Source organism: uncultured Reyranella sp. (genome assembly GCF_945957355.1).
Classification (GTDB): Bacteria; Pseudomonadota; Alphaproteobacteria; order Reyranellales; family Reyranellaceae; genus Reyranella.
On sequence record NZ_CAMFKM010000009.1, the window covers coordinates 39,278 to 57,552 of the forward strand.

The 18,275-nt window shown below is 66.6% G+C and carries 17 protein-coding genes; 9 read left to right on the forward strand and 8 right to left on the reverse strand.

The window, feature by feature from the left end; genetic code table 11:
- Positions 1–8: 8 nt before the first annotated feature.
- From Q0Q48_RS15820 to Q0Q48_RS15830, 3 genes are read right to left on the reverse strand one after another with little or no spacing between them, the layout of a single operon-like run.
- Positions 9–974 (reverse strand): tripartite tricarboxylate transporter substrate binding protein, encoded by a 966-nt coding sequence (locus Q0Q48_RS15820; protein WP_295139571.1) that lies wholly within the window; start codon positions 972–974, stop codon positions 9–11.
- Between the two features lie 14 nt (positions 975–988).
- Complete coding sequence (locus tag Q0Q48_RS15825; RefSeq protein WP_295139573.1) at positions 989–2,488, reverse strand: tripartite tricarboxylate transporter permease; 1,500 nt, start codon at positions 2,486–2,488, stop codon at positions 989–991.
- Positions 2,488–2,958 carry a tripartite tricarboxylate transporter TctB family protein gene (locus Q0Q48_RS15830; RefSeq protein WP_295139575.1) on the reverse strand — a complete coding sequence of 157 codons (471 nt, stop codon included), beginning with the start codon at positions 2,956–2,958 and terminating at the stop codon, positions 2,488–2,490. Before Q0Q48_RS15830 ends, Q0Q48_RS15825 begins: the two co-directional genes overlap by 1 nt.
- A gap of 102 nt (positions 2,959–3,060) precedes the next feature.
- On the opposite strand from Q0Q48_RS15830, the gene Q0Q48_RS15835 reads away from it, so the two are divergent.
- Positions 3,061–3,864 (forward strand): glucose 1-dehydrogenase, encoded by an 804-nt coding sequence (locus Q0Q48_RS15835; RefSeq protein WP_295139577.1) that lies wholly within the window; start codon positions 3,061–3,063, stop codon positions 3,862–3,864.
- Positions 3,865–3,879: 15 nt separating this feature from the next.
- Here Q0Q48_RS15835 and Q0Q48_RS15840 read toward each other — a convergent pair whose 3' ends face one another.
- Positions 3,880–4,338: a flavodoxin family protein gene (locus tag Q0Q48_RS15840; RefSeq protein WP_295139579.1), complete on the reverse strand. Its 459-nt coding sequence runs from the start codon at positions 4,336–4,338 to the stop codon at positions 3,880–3,882.
- Positions 4,339–4,363: 25 nt separating this feature from the next.
- On the opposite strand from Q0Q48_RS15840, the gene Q0Q48_RS15845 reads away from it, so the two are divergent.
- Positions 4,364–7,723 (forward strand): carboxyl transferase domain-containing protein, encoded by a 3,360-nt coding sequence (locus tag Q0Q48_RS15845; protein WP_295139581.1) that lies wholly within the window; start codon positions 4,364–4,366, stop codon positions 7,721–7,723.
- 48 nt (positions 7,724–7,771) lie between these two features.
- Here Q0Q48_RS15845 and Q0Q48_RS15850 read toward each other — a convergent pair whose 3' ends face one another.
- Positions 7,772–9,676 carry an ABC transporter substrate-binding protein gene (locus Q0Q48_RS15850; protein ID WP_295139583.1) on the reverse strand — a complete coding sequence of 635 codons (1,905 nt, stop codon included), beginning with the start codon at positions 9,674–9,676 and terminating at the stop codon, positions 7,772–7,774.
- 188 nt (positions 9,677–9,864) lie between these two features.
- Here Q0Q48_RS15850 and Q0Q48_RS15855 point away from each other — a divergent pair, with 188 nt between their 5' ends.
- Positions 9,865–10,959 (forward strand): alpha-hydroxy acid oxidase, encoded by a 1,095-nt coding sequence (locus Q0Q48_RS15855; RefSeq protein WP_295139584.1) that lies wholly within the window; start codon positions 9,865–9,867, stop codon positions 10,957–10,959.
- 15 nt (positions 10,960–10,974) lie between these two features.
- Here the strand turns inward: Q0Q48_RS15855 and Q0Q48_RS15860 are convergent, their stop codons facing one another.
- Together Q0Q48_RS15860 and atzF are read right to left on the reverse strand one after the other, a co-directional pair.
- Positions 10,975–11,727 carry an SDR family oxidoreductase gene (locus Q0Q48_RS15860; RefSeq protein WP_295139586.1) on the reverse strand — a complete coding sequence of 251 codons (753 nt, stop codon included), beginning with the start codon at positions 11,725–11,727 and terminating at the stop codon, positions 10,975–10,977.
- Between the two features lie 67 nt (positions 11,728–11,794).
- Positions 11,795–13,570: an allophanate hydrolase gene (gene atzF, locus Q0Q48_RS15865; RefSeq protein WP_295139587.1), complete on the reverse strand. Its 1,776-nt coding sequence runs from the start codon at positions 13,568–13,570 to the stop codon at positions 11,795–11,797.
- Here atzF and Q0Q48_RS15870 point away from each other — a divergent pair.
- From Q0Q48_RS15870 to Q0Q48_RS15895, 6 genes are all read left to right on the forward strand, one after another.
- Positions 13,541–13,801 carry a hypothetical protein gene (locus Q0Q48_RS15870; RefSeq protein WP_295139588.1) on the forward strand — a complete coding sequence of 87 codons (261 nt, stop codon included), beginning with the start codon at positions 13,541–13,543 and terminating at the stop codon, positions 13,799–13,801. The genes atzF and Q0Q48_RS15870 overlap by 30 nt on opposite strands.
- A 36-nt stretch (positions 13,802–13,837) precedes the next feature.
- Positions 13,838–14,026 carry an AtzG-like protein gene (locus tag Q0Q48_RS15875; RefSeq protein WP_295139590.1) on the forward strand — a complete coding sequence of 63 codons (189 nt, stop codon included), beginning with the start codon at positions 13,838–13,840 and terminating at the stop codon, positions 14,024–14,026.
- Positions 14,023–15,405 (forward strand): AtzE family amidohydrolase, encoded by a 1,383-nt coding sequence (locus Q0Q48_RS15880; RefSeq protein WP_295139592.1) that lies wholly within the window; start codon positions 14,023–14,025, stop codon positions 15,403–15,405. Before Q0Q48_RS15875 ends, Q0Q48_RS15880 begins: the two co-directional genes overlap by 4 nt.
- Positions 15,406–15,414: 9 nt before the next feature.
- Positions 15,415–15,813, forward strand: a complete 399-nt coding sequence (hpxZ, locus tag Q0Q48_RS15885) for an oxalurate catabolism protein HpxZ (RefSeq protein WP_295139594.1) — start codon at positions 15,415–15,417, stop codon at positions 15,811–15,813.
- A gap of 203 nt (positions 15,814–16,016) precedes the next feature.
- Entirely contained in the window at positions 16,017–16,997 is a 981-nt protein-coding gene (locus Q0Q48_RS15890) for an NAD(P)-dependent oxidoreductase (RefSeq protein ID WP_295139596.1), read from the forward strand.
- Positions 16,998–17,046: 49 nt separating this feature from the next.
- Entirely contained in the window at positions 17,047–17,223 is a 177-nt protein-coding gene (locus Q0Q48_RS15895) for a hypothetical protein (RefSeq protein ID WP_295139597.1), read from the forward strand.
- 15 nt (positions 17,224–17,238) lie between these two features.
- Here the strand turns inward: Q0Q48_RS15895 and Q0Q48_RS15900 are convergent, their stop codons facing one another.
- Positions 17,239–18,270 carry a C-terminal binding protein gene (locus Q0Q48_RS15900; RefSeq protein ID WP_295139598.1) on the reverse strand — a complete coding sequence of 344 codons (1,032 nt, stop codon included), beginning with the start codon at positions 18,268–18,270 and terminating at the stop codon, positions 17,239–17,241.
- Between the last annotated feature and the right edge of the window lie 5 nt (positions 18,271–18,275).

Consider the following 18,275-nt stretch of genomic DNA (forward strand, 5'->3'; position numbering starts at 1 on the left):
CGAAAGCCCTAGCGTTGCTTGAGCGCCCATTCTGTATATTTGGTCGCCGCCGCATGCGAGTCGGCGTAGTACTTGGCATATTCCGCCCCGACCATCGGCTTCAGCGCGAGGCCCTGTTCGTCCATCTTCTTGATGTGCTCGGGATCGTTGATCGCCTTCAGGAAGGCGGTCTCGAGCACCTTGATCGCGTCGGCGGGTGTGCCCTTCGGCACGGCGATGCCGCGCGTCGAGGAGGAGATCACCGACGGCAGGCCGAGCTCCTTGGTGGTCGGCACGTCGGGCAGGAACTTGGAACGTACGTCGTCCGTCACGACCAAGGCGCGCAGCTCGCCCGACTTCACCCTCTTCACGATGCCGCCGACATTGTCGAAGGCGCAGTCGACATGGCCGCCCATGACGCCGGTGAGCTGCTGGGCGGAGCCTTCGAAGTGGACGATGCGGAAGTTCACCTTCGCCGCGTCGTCGACCATCAGGATCGCCAGATGGTCGTCGCTCAGGATGCCTGTGGTGCAGGCGCTGATCTTGCCGGGCGCCTTTTTGGCGGCGTCGAGCAGGTCGCCGAACGTCTTGTAGGGGCTGTCTGCCTTCACCCACACGACGCCGGGGTCGAGCACCTGGTTCACCACGGGCACGAAGCTGTCCATCTTGAACGCCGCCTTGCGCTCGGGATCGAGCACGATGGTGCTGACGCTGGGCAGGTTGATGAAGGTCACGGTGTAGCCGTCGGGACGGGCGCGGGCGCCCTCGGTGAAGCCGATCTGGCCGCCGGCGCCGCCCTTGTTCACGACCGTAATGGGTTGGCCGAGGCCCTTCTCCGCGATCGAGGCCAGGATGCGTGCGCCGATGTCGGTGTTACCGCCGGCCGGGAAGGCGACGATCATCTGTACCGCCTTGCGCGGGAAGTTCTGCGCGAAGGCAGGGGCCGCGAGGGCCGTGGCGCCGGCAGCGGCGATCAGGGTGCGTCTGCGGATCATGGAAGTCCTCCTTTTCATTCGATGTCGGTTTGTCTCAGGCTGGCGAAGGCGCGCGGCCGCAGGGCGATGGCAGCCAGCACGATGAGCGGAATGGCAAGCAGCGCGAGCGCAAGCGGACGGTCGAGGAAGATCGCGAAGCTGCCGCCAGAGATTTCCAGCGTCGTCCGCAGCGACTTCTCCATCATCGGTCCCAGGATCAGCGCCAGGATCGCCGGTGCGATCGGGAAGTCGAGCTTGCGCAGAATGTAGCCCAACACGCCGAAGCCCAGCATGACCCAGACGTCGAACAAGCTCTGCTTCAGCCCATAGGCGCCGATGATGCAGAAGATGAGCACGCCGGTGCAGAGATAGGCGAAGGGGATCTTCAGGAGCCGCGCCCACAGCCCGACCAGCGGCAGGTTCAGGATCAGCAGCAGCACGTTGCCGACGAAGAACGAGGCGATCACCGTCCAGACCAGCTCCGGCTTCTCCTGGAACAGGAACGGGCCGGGAGTCAGGCCATTGACGATGAAGGCCCCCATCAGCACCGCGATGGTGGGAGAACTCGGAACCCCCAGCGCCAGCAGCGGCACCATGGAGCCGTTGGCATAGGCGTTGTTGGCCGTCTCGGCCGAGGCGACGCCCTCGATGGCGCCCTTGCCGAAGCGTTCCGGATTCTTGGAGACGCGCTTCTCCAGCACGTAAGCCATGAAGGTCGGGACGATGGCGCCCACCCCGGGGATCAGGCCCAGGACGAAACCGATCACGGTGCCGCGCCCGATGGCGCCGGACGACCGGCGCCACTCGTCGCGCGTCGGATACCACTTCTTGAGGTCGGCCTGGATCAGATGGCTCTGGCGTGCTTCCGCGGCCAGCAGGAGTTCGCCGACGCCGAACAGGCCCATCACGACCGGCACGAAGCCGATGCCGTCATAGAGTTCCTCGATGCCGAAGGTGAAGCGCGGCGCGCCGCGGACCGGATCCATGCCGATGAGCGACAGGAGCAGGCCCAGTGCCGTCATGAGCAGCGCTGCCAGGATGTTGCGGCCGGCCAGGCCGACCACGAGGCAGAGCCCCGCGACCATCAGGGCAAAGAACTCGGCCGGCCCGAACTTCAGCGCCAGGCTGGCCAGCGGTGCGGCGACGGCGACCAGCAGGATCGTGGCGACGATGCCGCCGACGAACGAACCGATGGCGGCGATGGCGAGCGCGGAGCCCGCGCGTCCCTGCTTGGCCATCTGGTAGCCGTCGATGCAGGTGACGACCGAGGCGGCTTCGCCCGGTACGTTGATCAGCACCGAGGTGATCGTGCCCCCGTACATCGCGCCGTAGTAGATGGCGCACAGCATGATGATGGCGCCGGTCGCATCGAGATTGAAGGTCAGCGGGATCAGGATCGCGGTGCCGGCGGCGGGCCCGAGGCCCGGCAGCACGCCGATCAGCGTGCCCAGCACGCAACCCACGAAGGCGAACAACAGATTGTTGAACGACAGGGCCGCCCCGAGCCCGGCCATCAGATATCCGAGCGATTCCATCAGACAGCCCAGGGTCCGGGCGGCAGCAGCACGTCGAGCCAGCGCGTGAAGACGTAGTAGACGCCGAAGCTGCCGGCGATGGCGAACAGGCCAATTGCGTACCAGCGCCGTTCGCCCAGGGCGAAGGTGAGCACTGCGATGAAGACCAGGATCGCCAGTTCGAAGCCCAGCCAGCCCATCAACAGGGTCGCGCCGGCCACCGCACCGATGATGATCATGACGCGGAAGGCGCTTTCGCCACGCGGGAAGAGAGTCTCGTCGCTCTCGATCGGCGGCTTGCGCCACACGTCGAGCATCAGCAGGCCGGCGAACAGGACGCCGAGCAGTGCAAGCCAGAAGGAGAAGAAGCCGGGACCGGGGCCCAGCCGGTCGGTCAGCGACAGCAGGAGCGATTGCCAGATGGCGAAGACGCAGATCGACATCATCGTCGCCGTCGCGACAAGCCAGCCGCGTCGCGCGTTTCGCGACATGGATCAATTTCCTCCCGGAGGTTGTTGTCGTCGGCGTTGTACCTTGCGCGGACCATAGCGGCTTTGAGATGGTCGGTAAAATAATCAGGAGGAAGACGTGCAATGAACAGGCTCGATGGCAAGGTAGCGTTCCTGTCCGGCGCCGCGCGCGGCATCGGCGGCGAGGCGGCGAAGCTCATGGCGAGCGTCGGCGCGAAGGTGGCGATCGGCGATGTCCTCGAGGAGCGTGGCAGGCAGACCGCGAAGGAGATCGAGGCTGCGGGCGGACAGGCGTTGTTCGTTCCGCTGGACGTTACGCAGGAGGCCAGCTGGTCTGCCGCGATTGATGCGACCACCAAGAAGTTCGGCGGCCTCGATATCCTCGTGAACAATGCCGGCATCTTCGTCGGCAAGGGCGTCGAGGAAGCGTCGATGGATGAGTGGCACAGGCTCGTCGCCGTCAACCTGACGGGCGTCGTGCTGGGGACGAAGATAGCGCTTCCGCATCTCAAGGCGCGAGGTGCTGCGAGCGCGCACGGATCGGCGATCGTCAATCTCGCTTCGGTGGCAGGGCTCGTGGGCTCGCAGCTCGATCCGCTCTATTCGCTGACCAAGGGCGGCGTCACGCTGTTCACCAAGTCGACGGCGCTGGAGTTCGGCCGCAAGGGCTATCGCATCCGCGTCAATTCGATCCATCCCGGCGTCATCGACACCGACATGGGTCAGCAGACCTTCGCGATGCGGGCGCGCGCCCTCGGCACCAACGACACCGAGGCTACGCGCAAGACGTCGCTGGCCATGCATCCGATCGGCCGGCTGGGTGTTGCCGGGGACGTCGCCAAGGGCATCGTGTTCCTGGCATCCGACGATGCGGGCTTCATGACCGGCTCGGGCCTCGTCGTTGACGGCGGCTACACGGCGCAGTGATCCGGGGCCAGTGGCTCAGAAGATGCCGGCGGCGAGGCCGGCCGCCATGGCGGCGCCCAGTTCCTCGCACTGGTCGACGAACCCGGACTGCCAGGGCCCCTTGCACAGCAGCGGCTCCTGGACGGCTCGCCAACGCAGGCCGGTCAGGATCGTCTTGACGCCGCGACGCGTGCCGGTGCCGTCGCTGCCGGCCCGGATGTAGAGGGCGCAGGGCATCCCCTGGGTCTTCTCCAGGCAGGCATTGTAGCTGCGGTCGAAGAAGTCCTTCAGGGCGCCGCTCATGTAGCCCAGGTTCTCCGTGGTACCCAGGATCACCGCCTGGGCGGCCAGCACGTCTTCCGGGCCGGCCTGCAGCGGTGGGATCACCCGGACGTCGATCCCCGTTTCGCTGCGCGCGCCGCGTTCCACCGCCTCCCGAAGGGAGAGGGTGTTCTGCGACGGGGCGTGCGCCACAATGAGCAGCCTTTTCGACATGGAGGGGGTTCTACCCCACGCTGACATGCTCAAGAAACTCCTGATCGCCAACCGTGGCGAGATCGCCATCCGCATCGCCCAGGCCGCCGCCGAACTCGGCATCGCGACCGTGGGCATCCATTCGGAGGACGACGCGACTTCGCTGCACGTTCGGCGGGTGGATGAAGTGCGGCCGCTCAAGGGGCGTGGCGCTGCCGCCTATCTCGACATTGCCGGCGTGATCGCGGCCGCCAGGGATGCGGGCTGCGACGCTGTGCATCCGGGCTATGGCTTTCTCTCCGAGAACGCGGCCTTCGCAAAAGCCTGTGCCGAAGCGGGGCTGGTCTTCGTCGGCCCGACGCCCGAGCAACTCGACCTGTTCGGCGACAAGGCGCGTGCACGCGCCCAGGCGATCAAGTGCGGCGTGCCGGTCCTGCCGGGAACCGACGGTGCGGCCGACGTGGCGGGTGTGAAGGCCTTCTTCGACGGGCATCGCGGCAGCGGCATTGTCATCAAGGCAATCGCGGGCGGCGGCGGGCGCGGCATGAGGATCGTCACGCAGGAAGGCGAGATCGACGAGGCTTTCGCCCGGGCCTCGGCGGAGGCGAAAGCGGCCTTCGGCAATGGCACCCTCTATGCCGAGAGATTGATCGCCCGGGCGCGCCATATCGAGGTGCAGATCGTGGGCGACGGAAACGGCGGCATCGCTTCGCTCGGCGAGCGCGAATGCACGATCCAGCGCCGCAGCCAGAAGATCGTCGAGCTGGCGCCCAGCCCCAATCTGTCGGAGGCGATGCGCGCGCGGATCGTGGACTCTGCCGTCAGGATGGCGAAGGCCGTGAACTATCGCAGCCTCGGCACCTTCGAATTCCTGGTCGACGACGCGGCCCCGGATTTCTTCTGCTTCATCGAAGCCAATCCGCGCCTTCAGGTCGAGCATACCGTCACCGAGGAAGTGTGGGGCGTCGACCTGGTGACGACGCAGTTGCGGCTGGCTGGCGGGGCGCCGCTCGATGAGACGGGCGTCCGCACGGCTGCGCCGCGCGGTCACGCCGTCCAACTGCGCGTGAACATGGAGACCATGGTGGCCGATGGTTCGGCCAGGCCGGGAGGCGGGACGCTCACGGCGTTCGAGCCGCCGTCGGGACCGGGCGTGCGCGTCGACACCTATGGCTATGCGGGTTATCGCACCAATCCCAACTTCGATTCGCTGCTGGCCAAGGTGATCGTGCATGCGGCCGATTTCGATGGCGCCCTGCAGCGGGCCGAGCGGGCCTTGGCGGCGTTCCGGCTCGAAGGCGCCCCCTCGAACATCGCCTTCCTGCGTGCCCTGATCGCCCACCCCGATTTCCGAGCCGACGAGGTCCATACGCGCTTCGTCGACCAACAGGCCGTGCCCCTGATTGAGACGGCGGCCAAGCTGAAGGCCGGGCTCTATTTCGAGGCGGCGGCTCCCGCTGCCTCCTCGACGCGGCAGGCCGGCGCACGGGTCGACAGCGTCGATCCGCTGGCGGTGCTGGCGTTCGGCAAGACGCGGTCGGAGACGGCTTCACCCGGCATGACGACCGACGCGCCGGAAGGGACGGCCGCCGTGCCTGCGCCGATGCAGGGCACCATCGTGAGCCTGTCAGTGACGGAAGGCGACGCGGTTGCGGCGGGCCAGGCGCTGCTGGTCATGGATGCGATGAAGATGCAGCACGAAATCCGCAGCCCCGTGCGTGGCTATGTGCGGCGCATCGCGGTCGAGGCCGGCGAGACGGTCTATGAGGGCCATTCGCTGCTGTTCGTCGAAGAGGCCGATGTCCAAGTGAAGGGCACGGCGGTCGAGGAGGCGATCGACCTCGACCATATCCGGCCCGACCTCGCGGAGTATTTCGAACGCCGCGCCCTGACGCTCGACGAGAAGCGGCCCGAATCCGTGGCGCGGCGGCGCAAGACCAACCAGCGGACGGCTCGCGAGAATCTCGAGGACCTGGTCGATCCCAACAGCTTCGTCGAGTACGGCGCCTTTGCAATCGCGAGCCAGCGTACGCGCCGAACCGTCGAGGACCTGATCGAGAAGACTCCAGCCGACGGCCTGATCACCGGCATTGGCCGGGTCAACGGTTCGCTGTTCGGGCCCGAGCGCAGCCGTGTTGCCGTTGCCCATTACGACTACACGGTGCTGGCGGGCACCCAGGGCAAGAACAATCACCACAAGAAGGACCGGCTGTTCGAGATCGTCGAGAAGCAGCGGATTCCGCTGGTCTTCTTCACCGAAGGCGGCGGCGGGCGGCCGGGCGACATCGACGTGCAGTCGGTGGCCGGCCTCAATACCATGGCCTTCCACATCTTCGGGCGCCTGAGCGGTGTCGCGCCGCTGGTCGGCATCAACTCCGGCCGCTGTTTTGCCGGCAATGCGGCGATCCTGGGCTGCTGCGATGTCGTGATCGCCACCAGGAATTCGTCGATCGGCATGGGCGGCCCGGCGATGATCGAGGGCGGCAATCTCGGCGTCTTCTCGCCCGAGGAAGTCGGGCCGATGAACGTGCAGGTCCCCAACGGCGTGGTCGACATCGCCGTCGAGGACGAAGCCGAGGCGGTCGCGGTCGCCAAGAAATACCTGTCCTACTTCCAGGGCGCGCTGCCCGAGTGGCGCGCGGCCGACCAGCGCCTGCTGCGACGGGCGATCCCGGAGAATAGGCTGCGGGTCTACGACGTGCGCGACGTGATCGCCACGCTGTGTGACGAGGACTCGGTGCTGGAAGTGCGCCGCGCCTTCGGGCCGGGCATGGTGACGGCGTTTGGCCGTATCGAGGGAAAGCCGCTCGGTATCGTGGCAAACAATCCGGTTCATCTGGCGGGCGCCATCGACAGCGACGCCTCGGACAAGGCGGCGCGCTTCCTGCAGCTCTGCGATGCCTTCGACATTCCGATCCTGTTCCTGTGCGACACGCCGGGCATGATGGTCGGGCCCGAGATCGAGAAGACCGCGCTGGTCCGCCACTGCTCGCGGCTGTTCGTGACCGGCGCCAACCTCACCGTGCCGTTCGGCACCATCGTGCTGCGCAAGGCCTATGGGCTGGGTGCGCAGGCGATGGCCGGCGGCTCTTTCCACGCGCCGGTCTTCGCACTCTCCTGGCCGACCGGCGAGTTCGGCGGCATGGGCCTGGAAGGCGCCGTGAAGCTCGGCTTTCGCAAGGAACTCGAGGCGGTGAGCGATCCGAACGAGCGCCGCGCGCTGTTCGACAGGATGGTCGCGGCCGCCTACGCGCGTGGCAAGGCTCTGAGCACCGCGACCTACTTCGAGGTCGACGAGGTGATTGATCCCGCAGATTCGCGGCGCTGGATCGCGACGGCTCTGCTGGACGCCAAGCCGCGGCCACCGCACAGCCACAAGAAGCGGCCGAACATCGACACCTGGTAAAAGAAAAGGCCCCTCGCAGGAGGGGCCTTTCGTTTTTCGGCATGATCGCTACTGCGCGATCCAGAACGTGTCCGGCTGGTAGAGGCCGATGTAACCGCCCGGATCCCAGGCGTAGTAGCCTTCCTTCGGGACGTTGCGGACCTTCGGACCGACCACGATCGGCTGGCGGACGCCGTTGACCGTGCCGATGGAAAAGACCTCGTCGGCATTGGTGGCGAGGATCTTCTCCCAGGCCTTGCGGCGGTCCTCCTCGGTCGCGCCCGTCTCCCATTCCTTCACGTAGTCGAGCAGCTTGCAGGCCGAGTCGAGGTCGCACTTCTCGCCCTGCCTGCCCTTCGACTCGACGAACATGCCCCAGCGCGACCATTGCAGGCCGCCCAGCATGGTCGGTGCGAACTCCTTGGGGCTGGTATTGGGCGTCGGGACCGCCGTGACCGCGCCCGCGAAGGCCGTCATCACGGCTTCACCCGAGGCGGTGCGGAGCCGGAAGTTGTCGCGGGTCTGCGGCTTGGTCAGCATCTTGATGCCGATCTTCTTCCAGTTGTCGGCTATCAGCGCGAGCGCGTCGCTGTCCTCGGTCTCCTCGCTGGAATGCTCGACGACGATCGTCGCCGGCCGGCCGTCGGGCAGCAGGCGGATACCCTGGCTGTCCTTCTTCGTGAGGCCGATCTCGTCCAGAAGCTTGTTGGCGAGCTTGGGGTCGTACTGTGCCCACTTGCTTGCATACTCGGGCTTGTACAGTTCCGAGCGCGGCATGATCGTGTTGTTCGACGGCCTGGCCAGGCCGATATAGACGACCTGGTTCAGCTCCTCGCGGTCGATCGCCAGCGAGAGCGCCCGACGGAAGCGCACGTCGCGCATGAGCTTGCGCCACTCGGCATCGTTGGCGTTGAGGTTGGGATAGAGCGCGAGCTGCGAACCCGAGCCCGCCTCCCACAGGCGCACGTTCACGCCCGAGGACTGGGCGCTCTTCTGCAGGAACGTGTAGTCGCGCATGTTGAGGTAGCGCGGCTGCAGGTCGGCCTCGCCGAGGCCAGCCTTGGCCGGCACCAGGTTGGCGGCTGCGACGGTGAAGATCACCCGGTCGACATAGGGGAGCTGCTGCCCCTTCTCGTCGATCCGGTGATAGTAAGGATTGCGCTGGTAGACGAAGCGCTGCGCCGGAGACGGCGTGGTGGAGACCCACGGGTTCAGCGTCGGCAGATCGATGTTGTCATTGGCGTACATCACGTCCAGGCGGCGATAGACCGACACCCAGCTCTGCTGGCCGCCCTTGGCGGCTTTCAGGATCTCGGCCTCCGGCGTGTACTTGGCATGGAACTTCTTCAGGTAGTGCGCCGGCCGGAAGAGGAAGAGGGGGGCGGCGCGCGCCTGGCTCTCGATAAAGTACGGATTAGGCTTGTCCCACGTGTACTTGATGGTGAGCGGGTCGATGATCTCGACCCTAGGCGGTTGTCCGTCGACCAGAAGCTCGACGTTGGGCCCTCCCGAGGAGAGGTCCTTGTTGTTGGCGACGTCCTCCCAGAAGAAGCGGAAGTCCTCGGTCGTGAAGGGATGGCCGTCGGACCATTTGTGTCCGGCCCGCAGCTTGAGCGTGAACTCGCGGCCGTCCTTTTCCTCGTAGCTCTCGAGGATGTCGGGGTGCAGCTTGAACTTGTCATCGTAGACGATCAGTCGGGTGTAGCTGAAGATCGTCATCAAGCGCGTGTCGCGCGCGCTGGCCACCAGCATGTTGAGCTGGCCCCCCTGCTGGCCGGGACCGTCCCCGCCTGCGAAATTCTTCACGACCCAGGGCTGCTCGGGAACGCGCTTGTCGACCGGCGGCAGGGCACCCGACTTCACCTGGTCGGCAAACATCGGCGTTTCCTTGAGGGCGGGCACGGGATCGGCGGCGAGGACCGGCCCCGCCATCCATCCGAAGACCAGTGCTGCCGTCAGAACGCGTCTCTTCATCTCGAGTCCTTCACCGATTGCCTGCGGACAGCAGGCCGTCTCCGCTGGTTCCGCCGGGCGGATGCCCGGCGGCGATAAAATCGTCCCGAAGTGCCAACGTCAATGCTGGGCGCCACCTGTGACGCCACGTTGACGGGACGCAGGAGACGCGCAAGAAAACCCTCGAAACCGGAAGATTCGAGGGAACGATGACGAGCGGCCTTGAGAGCGAGTTCGTGACGCTACACGAGATCGTAAAAGCGGCGAAAATCAGGCTCAATCCCAACATCTGGGACTATTTGATCGGCGGTACCGAGACCGAAACCACGCTGCGCCGTAACAGGCTGGCGCTCGACACGATCGCCTTCAAGCCCCGCGTATTGCGCGACGTTTCGAAGATCGATCCGTCCTCCGAAATCCTCGGAAAGAAGATCCGCCTGCCGGTGATGCTGGCGCCCGTCGGATCGCTCGAATCCTTCGAGGCCGGCGGCGGCATCACCGTCGCGCAGGGCGCAGGTTCCAGCAATGTCGCGATGCTGATCAGCTCGGTGACCACGCTCAAGCTGCAGGACATCGTGAAGGGCGGCGCCGGCCCCAAGATCTACCAGCTCTATGTGCGCGGCGACGATGCCTGGGTCGCGGACCGCGTGAAGGAGGCGATGGACGCCGGCTACGATGCCTTCTGCATCACCGTGGACACGCAGGTCTACAGCCGGCGCGAGCGCGACATCGCCAAGCGCTTCGTCAAGTCGTGGCGCTCCTCGGCGACCGGGCAGGATCACCAGGCGGCCTTCTCCTGGAAGAACTTCATCGCCGTGCGCGAGAAGTTCCCCGACGTGAAGTTCATGCTGAAGGGGATCGGCACCGGCGAGGATGCCGAGCTGGCCTGCCAGAACGGAGTCTGGGCGGTTTACTGCTCCAACCATGGCGGCCGCCAGCTCGACCATGGACGCGGCTCGGCCGAGGTGCTGCCGGAGATCGTCGAGGCGGTGGCGGGTCGCGCCAAGGTGGCCGTCGACGGCAGCTTCAGCCGCGGCAGCGACATCGTGAAGGCGATCTGCATGGGTGCCGACTGGGTCGGCCTCGGCCGTCTTTACTGCTACGGCCTCGCCGCCGCCGGCGCGGCCGGCATCGAGCGTGTGATCGAGCTGCTTGAGGAGGAGATGAAGGAGGTTATGGGCCTGCTCGGCGTCACCTCGTTGTCGCAGCTCGACAAGAGTTACATCGCGAGGAGCATGCCGACCAACCTGACCGGCGTGCACAGCGCGTTCCCGCTGCTCAACCTGCAGGACGAGGGGTACTGAGGCTAGCGCTGCGCGCTAGCCTCTACCAACGAACGGCATCTTCGTCGCCATCACGGTCATGAACTGCACGTTGGCGTCGAGCGGCAAGCTGTCCATGTAGAGGATGGCGTTGGCTACCGCGGAGACGTCCATGCGCGGCTCGGCGATGGTCGTGCCGTTGGGTTGCAGGACACCCTTGGTCATGCGGTCGGTCATCGGCGACACGGCGTTGCCGATGTCGATCTGGCCGCAGGCGATGTCGTAGGCGCGGCCGTCGAGCGAGGTCGACTTGGTGAGGCCGGTGATGGCGTGCTTGGTCGAGGTATAGGCGACCGAGAAGGGCCTCGGCGCATGCGCCGAGATCGAGCCGTTGTTGATGATGCGGCCACCGCGCGGCGTCTGGTCCTTCATGATCTTCATGGCCTCCTGCGTGCAAAGGAACGGACCGGTCAGGTTCGCCGCCACGACGCTCAGCCACGTCTCGTAGGGCAGTTCCTCCAGTGGCACGGGCGGGGCGCCGCCGCCGGCATTGTTGAACAGCAGGTCCAGGCGGCCCCAGGTGGCCTTCACCTTGGCGAACAACGCCAAGATGTCGTCGCGCTTCGTGACGTCCGTCGGCACGGCCAGCGCGTTCGGTGCGTTGTTGCCGGCCATCGACGCCGTTTCGTCGAGCGCATCCTTGCGGCGGCCTGCCAGCGCGACCTTGTAGCCGTTGTTCAGCAGGGCCAGCGCCGAGGCGCGGCCAATGCCGCTGCCCGCGCCGGTGACGACGGCGATCTTTCCACTCATGGGTTCGTTTCCTCCTCGAAGGAGCGGACCCTAGCAGACCGGCGCCCCGCAGTTGAAGGGCCGCGGGCTAGGACAGGGTCTTCAGATAGGCCCGCCAGCCGCCCAGCGCGGTGATGTCCTTCGCGCCCTCGGCGGCATGTGCCTCGCAAAGGAAGCCCGGTACCGAAGCTCCATTCGCCAGGCTCACAGTGCCGAGGCCGAGCGGCGAGGGGATCTGGCGCAGCAGGGCGCCGATTTTATCGGCGGGCAGGCTCCACACTTCCAACTCGATCGCGCCGCCGCCCTCGGCCACACGCACGATGCCCGGCCGGTGAGGCGGGCCGCCAGGCAGGGCGTAGAAGCGGTAGGCGGGCGCGGTCTTGCCAGTGCTCTCCAGCCGGCCTCCCAGTTCGACGAGCTGGCCGTTCAGCGGAAGGCCGCTCATATGGGCGCCGACCACGGCGACGGAGATGCGATCCTCCACCACGACGGGATCGCACTCGGGTTGTGGCAGCCGGCTCATTGTCTTTCCGAGCGGCAAGGGCACCGCGCGCTGCCACCGCGCGCCGAAGGCCAGCAGGGCGCGCTCGGCGTTGGCGCGCGCGATCAGGGTAATGCCGAACGGCATGCCGTCCGGGCGGAAGCCGGCCGGCACGGCAAGCGCCGAAAGGCCGAAGAAGTTCACGAAGTTCGTGTAGTGACCCAGATGCGAGTTGTAGAGCACCGGCTCGCGCTCGAGATCGGCCAGCCGGTAGATCGTGCCGGCGGTCGGCACGGCCAGGAAATCGAGGCCCTTCATTTCGGCGAAGGCACGGGCTTTCAGTTCGGCGAGCCGATACTGGCCCTCGAAGGCATCGACGGCGCTGTACTCGAGGCCGCTCAGGACGATCTGCCGGGTGGTTGGCCAGACGCCCGCCGTGTCGTCGGCGCCCTCCATGAAGGCGCCGACCGCCGCGGTGCGTTCGGCGACCCAGGGACCGTTGTAGAGAAGCTGCGCGGCATCGCGGAACGGCGCGTAGTCGATCTCGACCGGTGTGCCGCCCAGGCCCTTCAGCCGTTCGATCGATTGCGCATAGAGTGTCGCGTAGGCGGCGTCGCCGAAGAACTCCGCATCCCTCGCGCCCACGATGCCGAACCGGAAGGTCCGGCCGATGGAAGGTGTCGCGTGCGGCTCGGCGACGACGGCCAGCACCGCATCGGCATCGGCGCAGGAGAGAGCGAACACTGACGTGCAGTCGAGCGAGCGGCAGGCCGGCACCATGCCCTCGTTGCTGAGCAAGCCAGGAGTCGGCTTGAGGCCGACGATGTTGTTGAAGCCGGCGGGCACGCGGCCCGATCCTGCGGTGTCGGTGCCCAGCGAAAAGCTCACGAGTCCCGACGAGACCGCGACCGCCGATCCCGAGCTGGACCCGCCGGGCACATATGACGCATCGAACGGATTGCGCGGCACACCGTATGGCGAGCGCACGCCCACGAGGCCGGTGGCGAACTGGTCGAGATTCGTCTTGCCGACCATGATCGCGCCGGCATCGACGAGCCGCTGCACGACTGCGGCGGACGTCGTGGCCTCGTAGGCGAAGCCCGGGCAGGCTGCCGTCGTCACCATGCCCGTGACGTCGAGATTGTCCTTCACCGCGAAGGGCACGCCATAGAGTGGCAGCCGGTCGATCTCGTCGCGCCGCGCATCGAGCGCAGCCGCTTGCGCGCGAAGGTCCGCGTCGGACGCGCGCGAAATCCAGACCTTGTCGTCTCCTGCCAGGCCGATGCGTTTCAGCACCTCGTCGATCGTCTGCCGCACGTCGAGCGTGCCGGCGCGATAGGCGCGGTGCAACGCATGAACACCGAGGTCGAGAAAGGCTGTCATGTGCTGCTTGTAGACAAGCGCCACACCGATTGCAGCTCCCAGATGCGCGCAGTGATTGGCACGGTCCTTGCCTTCTCGGCCGAACGGGGAAGCAGGAAGCGAGGATGTGCCATGAAGCGTCGCGCGCATGAAATGGCGGCCGGGCTGGCAATCCTGCGACTTCTTCGGCAGCTTGGACGGGAACTGGGCGCGAGCTACCGGCTCGTATGCCGCGATCTCCATATTGTCTGAAGACCGCGACCTCGATGGAATGAAAGAAGGAAGCGCATGGCCGAAGAGAAGCGTGACGTGGCGCGCATGGTCGAGGAGGGCGCGAAGACCGCGGGCCTCGCGATCGCACCCGAATATCTCCCCAACGTGATCCTGAACGTCGAGCGCTCGCTCCTGATCGCGCGACCGTTGCTCGAACTGGACCTCGAGGACGATCTGATGTCCGCTCCGGTTTTCCGGCCATGAGCGATCCCACCTCGAAGGAAGCGACCGCGACCGAGATCGCGGGCGCGGTGATGAGCGGCAAGGTGAAGGCAGCCGCCGTGATCGACGCCACCCTCAAGCGAATCGAAGCGGCCGAGCCCACGGTGAACGCGTTCACCGATATCGTGGCCGAACGTGCCCGCAAGCGCGCGGCGGAAGTCGATGCGGGCCTGCATCGCGGGCCGCTGCTGGGCGTGCCCTTCGCGGTGAAGAACCTCTTCGACATCGCCGGCCTGCCGACGCGCGCGGGCTCGAAGATCAACGTCGACGGCCACAGGGCCGAGCGTGACGGCGCGCTGGTGCGCAAGCTCGAGGCGGCCGGCGCCATCCTGGTCGGTGGCCTCAACATGGGCGAATACGCCTACGACTTCACCGGCGAGAACGCCCATTACGGGCCGTCGCGCAATCCGCACGATCCCACGCGCATGTCGGGCGGCTCCTCCGGCGGCTCGGGTGCCGCGGTGGCGGCGGGGGAGGTGCCCCTGGCGCTGGGCTCCGATACCAACGGTTCGATCCGCGTTCCGTCCTCGCTCTGCGGCCTGTTCGGGCTGAAGCCGACCTATGGACGGCTGAGCCGCGCCGGGTCCTTCCCCTTCGTGGATTCCTTCGACCATCTCGGTCCGATCGCGCGTTCGGCGGAAGACCTGGCACTTTCCTTCGACGCCATGCAGGGCTGGGACTCGGACGACCCGGTCTGTACCGACCGGCCAGCCGATCCAACCCTGCCGCGCCTGGTCGAGGGCGTCGATGGACTGCGCATCGCCATCGCCGGAGACTATTTCGTGAAGGGCGGCGAGCCTGAGGCGTTCGAGGCCGTCGCGACCGTGGCCAGGGCACTGGACGCCACGAAGACCGTCGTGCTGCCGCAGGCGGCCGCGGCACGCGCAGCGGCCTATGTCATCACGGCGATCGAGGGCGCGCAGCTTCATCTGCCGCGCCTGCGGACGCGGCCGCAGGATTTCGATCCCGACACGCGGGAGCGCTTCATGGCGGGCGCGCTGTTGCCGGGCGCCTGGTACGTGAAGGCCCAGCGTTTCCGCCGGCAGTACCGCGCTCACGTGCTGAAGCTGTTCGAAGAGGTCGACGTGATCCTGGCGCCGGCCACGCCCTGCACTGCGCCGAAGCTCGGCCAGACCATGATGGTGCTGGACGGCGTCGAGCTGGCGGTGCGCGCCAATCTCGGCATCTACACCCAGCCGATCTCCTTCATCGGCCTGCCCGTCGCCGTGGCCCCTTTGCAACGGCCGGGTAGCCTGCCGATCGGCGTGCAGCTGATCGCCAGGCCCTACAACGAACAGGCCGCGTTGCGCGTGGCCGCCCATCTGCAGAAGCTCGGCGTGGCCGCCGCGCCGCCCGCGTAAGGAGTGGACATGGAGATCAACATCCCGGATGTCGTTGCCGAAGTGACGGCGGCTTTCAATCGCTACGAGGCGGCGCTCAACAGCAACGACGTCGCGGTGCTGGACGAACTCTTCTGGAAGAGTCCGCACACGCTGCGCTACGGCGTCGGCGAGCAGCTCTACGGCTACGACCAGATCGCCGCCTTTCGTTCCGGCCGCAACCCGCAGTTCGTGCCGAACCGAGACCTGCTGAAGCTCTGGATCGTCACCTACGGCCGCGACTTCGGCACGGCGAACTGCGAATTCCAGCGTCACGGCGCGGCCAAGCCCGGCCGCCAGAGCCACACCTGGATGCGCACTCCCGACGGCTGGCGCATCGTCGCCGCCCACGTCTCCCTGCTGGGCGAGGCGACGCCGATGAAGAGCTGACGGGCCGTCGAAAAGTCGGGGTCGGGGTGGATAAACGAAATAAACGCAATAAACGAAACAAATGAAGTGAGAGTCGCGCCCCCCCCGAATCACGGGCCGCGGTGACCGTCGGCGCAACAATGTTGCTCCTCGACCCTTCTAAAACGCTTGTTTCGACCGTCCGGTGGGTTCTTTCGCTGCGCCGCCGTCGTAAGCTCGGCGGCATGAAGAAGCTTCTCCTGACCCATGTCCCGCTCGCGCGCCGGCAGTATTACGGCGCCCGCGCACTCGCCCGATTGCAGGAACTGGTCGACGTCGTCCTGCACGAGGGCGAGGCGCCGCTCGATCCGCAGGGCGTGATCGGGATGGCGCGCGGCGTCGATTTCATCGTGGCCGATCGGGCGACGGCGATACCGGCGGTCGTGTTCGAAAGCCTGCCGGGACTGCGTGCGGTGATGCGGAGCGCCATCGACATCCGCAACATCGACGTCGCGGCGGCCACGAAGGCGGGCGTACTGGTGACCCACGCGGAGGCGGGCTTCGTGCCGTCGGTGGTCGAACTCACGCTGGGTTTCCTGGTCGATCTCTCGCGCGGGATCACGCGGGCGGCGACCGCCTATCACGAAGGGGTGAAGCCCGAGATCAGGGTCGGACGGCAGTTGGGGGGGGCGAGCGTCGGTATCATCGGCTACGGCCGGATCTCGCGCGCGCTGGCGCCGCTACTCGCCCAGCTCGGCATGACGGTTCTGGTGTCGGATCCCTACGCCCAGGTCGACGACCCGCGCTTCGTGAAGCTGCCGATGGAGGACCTGCTTGCCAGCGCCGACTACGTGATCTGCCTCGCCATCGCCAACGAAGAGACCGAGAACCTGCTCGACGCGGCGGCCTTCGCCCGCATGAAGCCCGACGCTTTCTTCATCAACTTGTCGCGCGGCAACCTGGTCGACGAGGCCGCGCTCGCGAAGGTCCTGATCGAGGGCCGCATCGCGGGTGCGGCAATGGATGTCGGCCGGGCGCCGGACCAGATGCCGTCACCCGAGCTGGCCCGCCTGCCCAACGTGATCGCCACGCCGCATATCGGTGGCCTGACGCCGCCCGCCAGCGAGAGTCAGGCGATGGACACGGTGCGCCAGGTCGCGGCGCTGATGAAGGGCGAGGTGCCGCCGGGGGCGGTCAATCTTCCAGGCTGGACGCGGCGTACCTGATGGCGGGGTTGAAAAGCCTCCCAGGCGGGCGCATGTGCACTTCATGCGCATGCCGAAGGATCTGATTGCCGTCCATGTCCCCAGCGAGGATCTGGGCGACTACAACCTCACCCAGACCGGATGGTATGCGATGGACGATGGCGGCCACGTCATCCTCGGGCCCTTCGAGAGCCTTGCCCAGTGCGACCGGGCGATCCGCGACCGGTTGCAGCAGCAGAAGTCCTGAGCCGAGAGCGCCGGCTCAGTTGCCGGGGCCGCGTTCCATCGAGAAGGGCTGCCAGCGCTGCAGCTTGGACTTCTCCAGCACCATCGGATTGACGCAGGCGCGCGGCCACTTGCCGCCCAGGACCAGCGCCAGTTCGGCGCCGACGCGGCGCTTGCGGGCGGGATCGAAGCGGCTCGAGGCCGATGCGACATGAGCGGTCAGGATGACATTGTCCATGCCGAGCAACGGATTGTTGTGGCCCACGGGCTCGGTCTCCAGCACATCGAGGCCGGCGCCAGCGATCCAGCCCTCCTGCAATGCCTTGATCATGGCCGGCTCGTCGACCGTCGAGCCGCGGCCGGTGTTCACGAACAGCGCCGTCTTCTTCATCTGGCGGAAGTGCTGTTCCTTCATCAGGTGATGGGCATCCTTGGTACCGGGCGCATGCATGCTCACGATGTCGGACCGCTGCAGCAGCTCCTCGTAGCCGACTGGCTGGACGCCGTAGTCGGACATGACCAGCTCCTCGATATAGGGATCGTAGGCCAGCATCTGGAAGCCGAACGGCGCGGCGCGCTTGGCGACGGCACGGGCGACATGGCCGAACGAGATGAAGCCCAGGGTCATGCCCATGAGACGCGGGAACTGGTAGAGATGCGGCCGGCCCTTGGTCCACTCGCCCTTGCGCACCATCTGGTCCTGCACGACGAGCCGCCGCCAGCTCGCGAGGATCAGGGTCATGGCATGGTCGGCCACCTCCTCGATGAAGGTGTCGGGCACGTTGGTGACCGGGATGCCGAGCTGGGTGGCTGTCTCCACGTCGACCGAATCGACGCCGACGCTGCCCAGAGACACGACCTTCAGTTTCTTGCCCGCTTCGATGATCTTGGCTGTGATCCGGGGACGGCCCTTGCCGTAGATGGCGTCGGCGTCGGCCACCGCCTTGATGAGTTCGCTCTCGTCGCCCGAAACCTCGACGATCTCCGCGCCGACGGACGCGAGCGCCTCCATTTCCAGAGAATGGTCGGTTTTTCCCGGTCCGGTCGTCACGATCTTGAAACGCGCCACGTGTT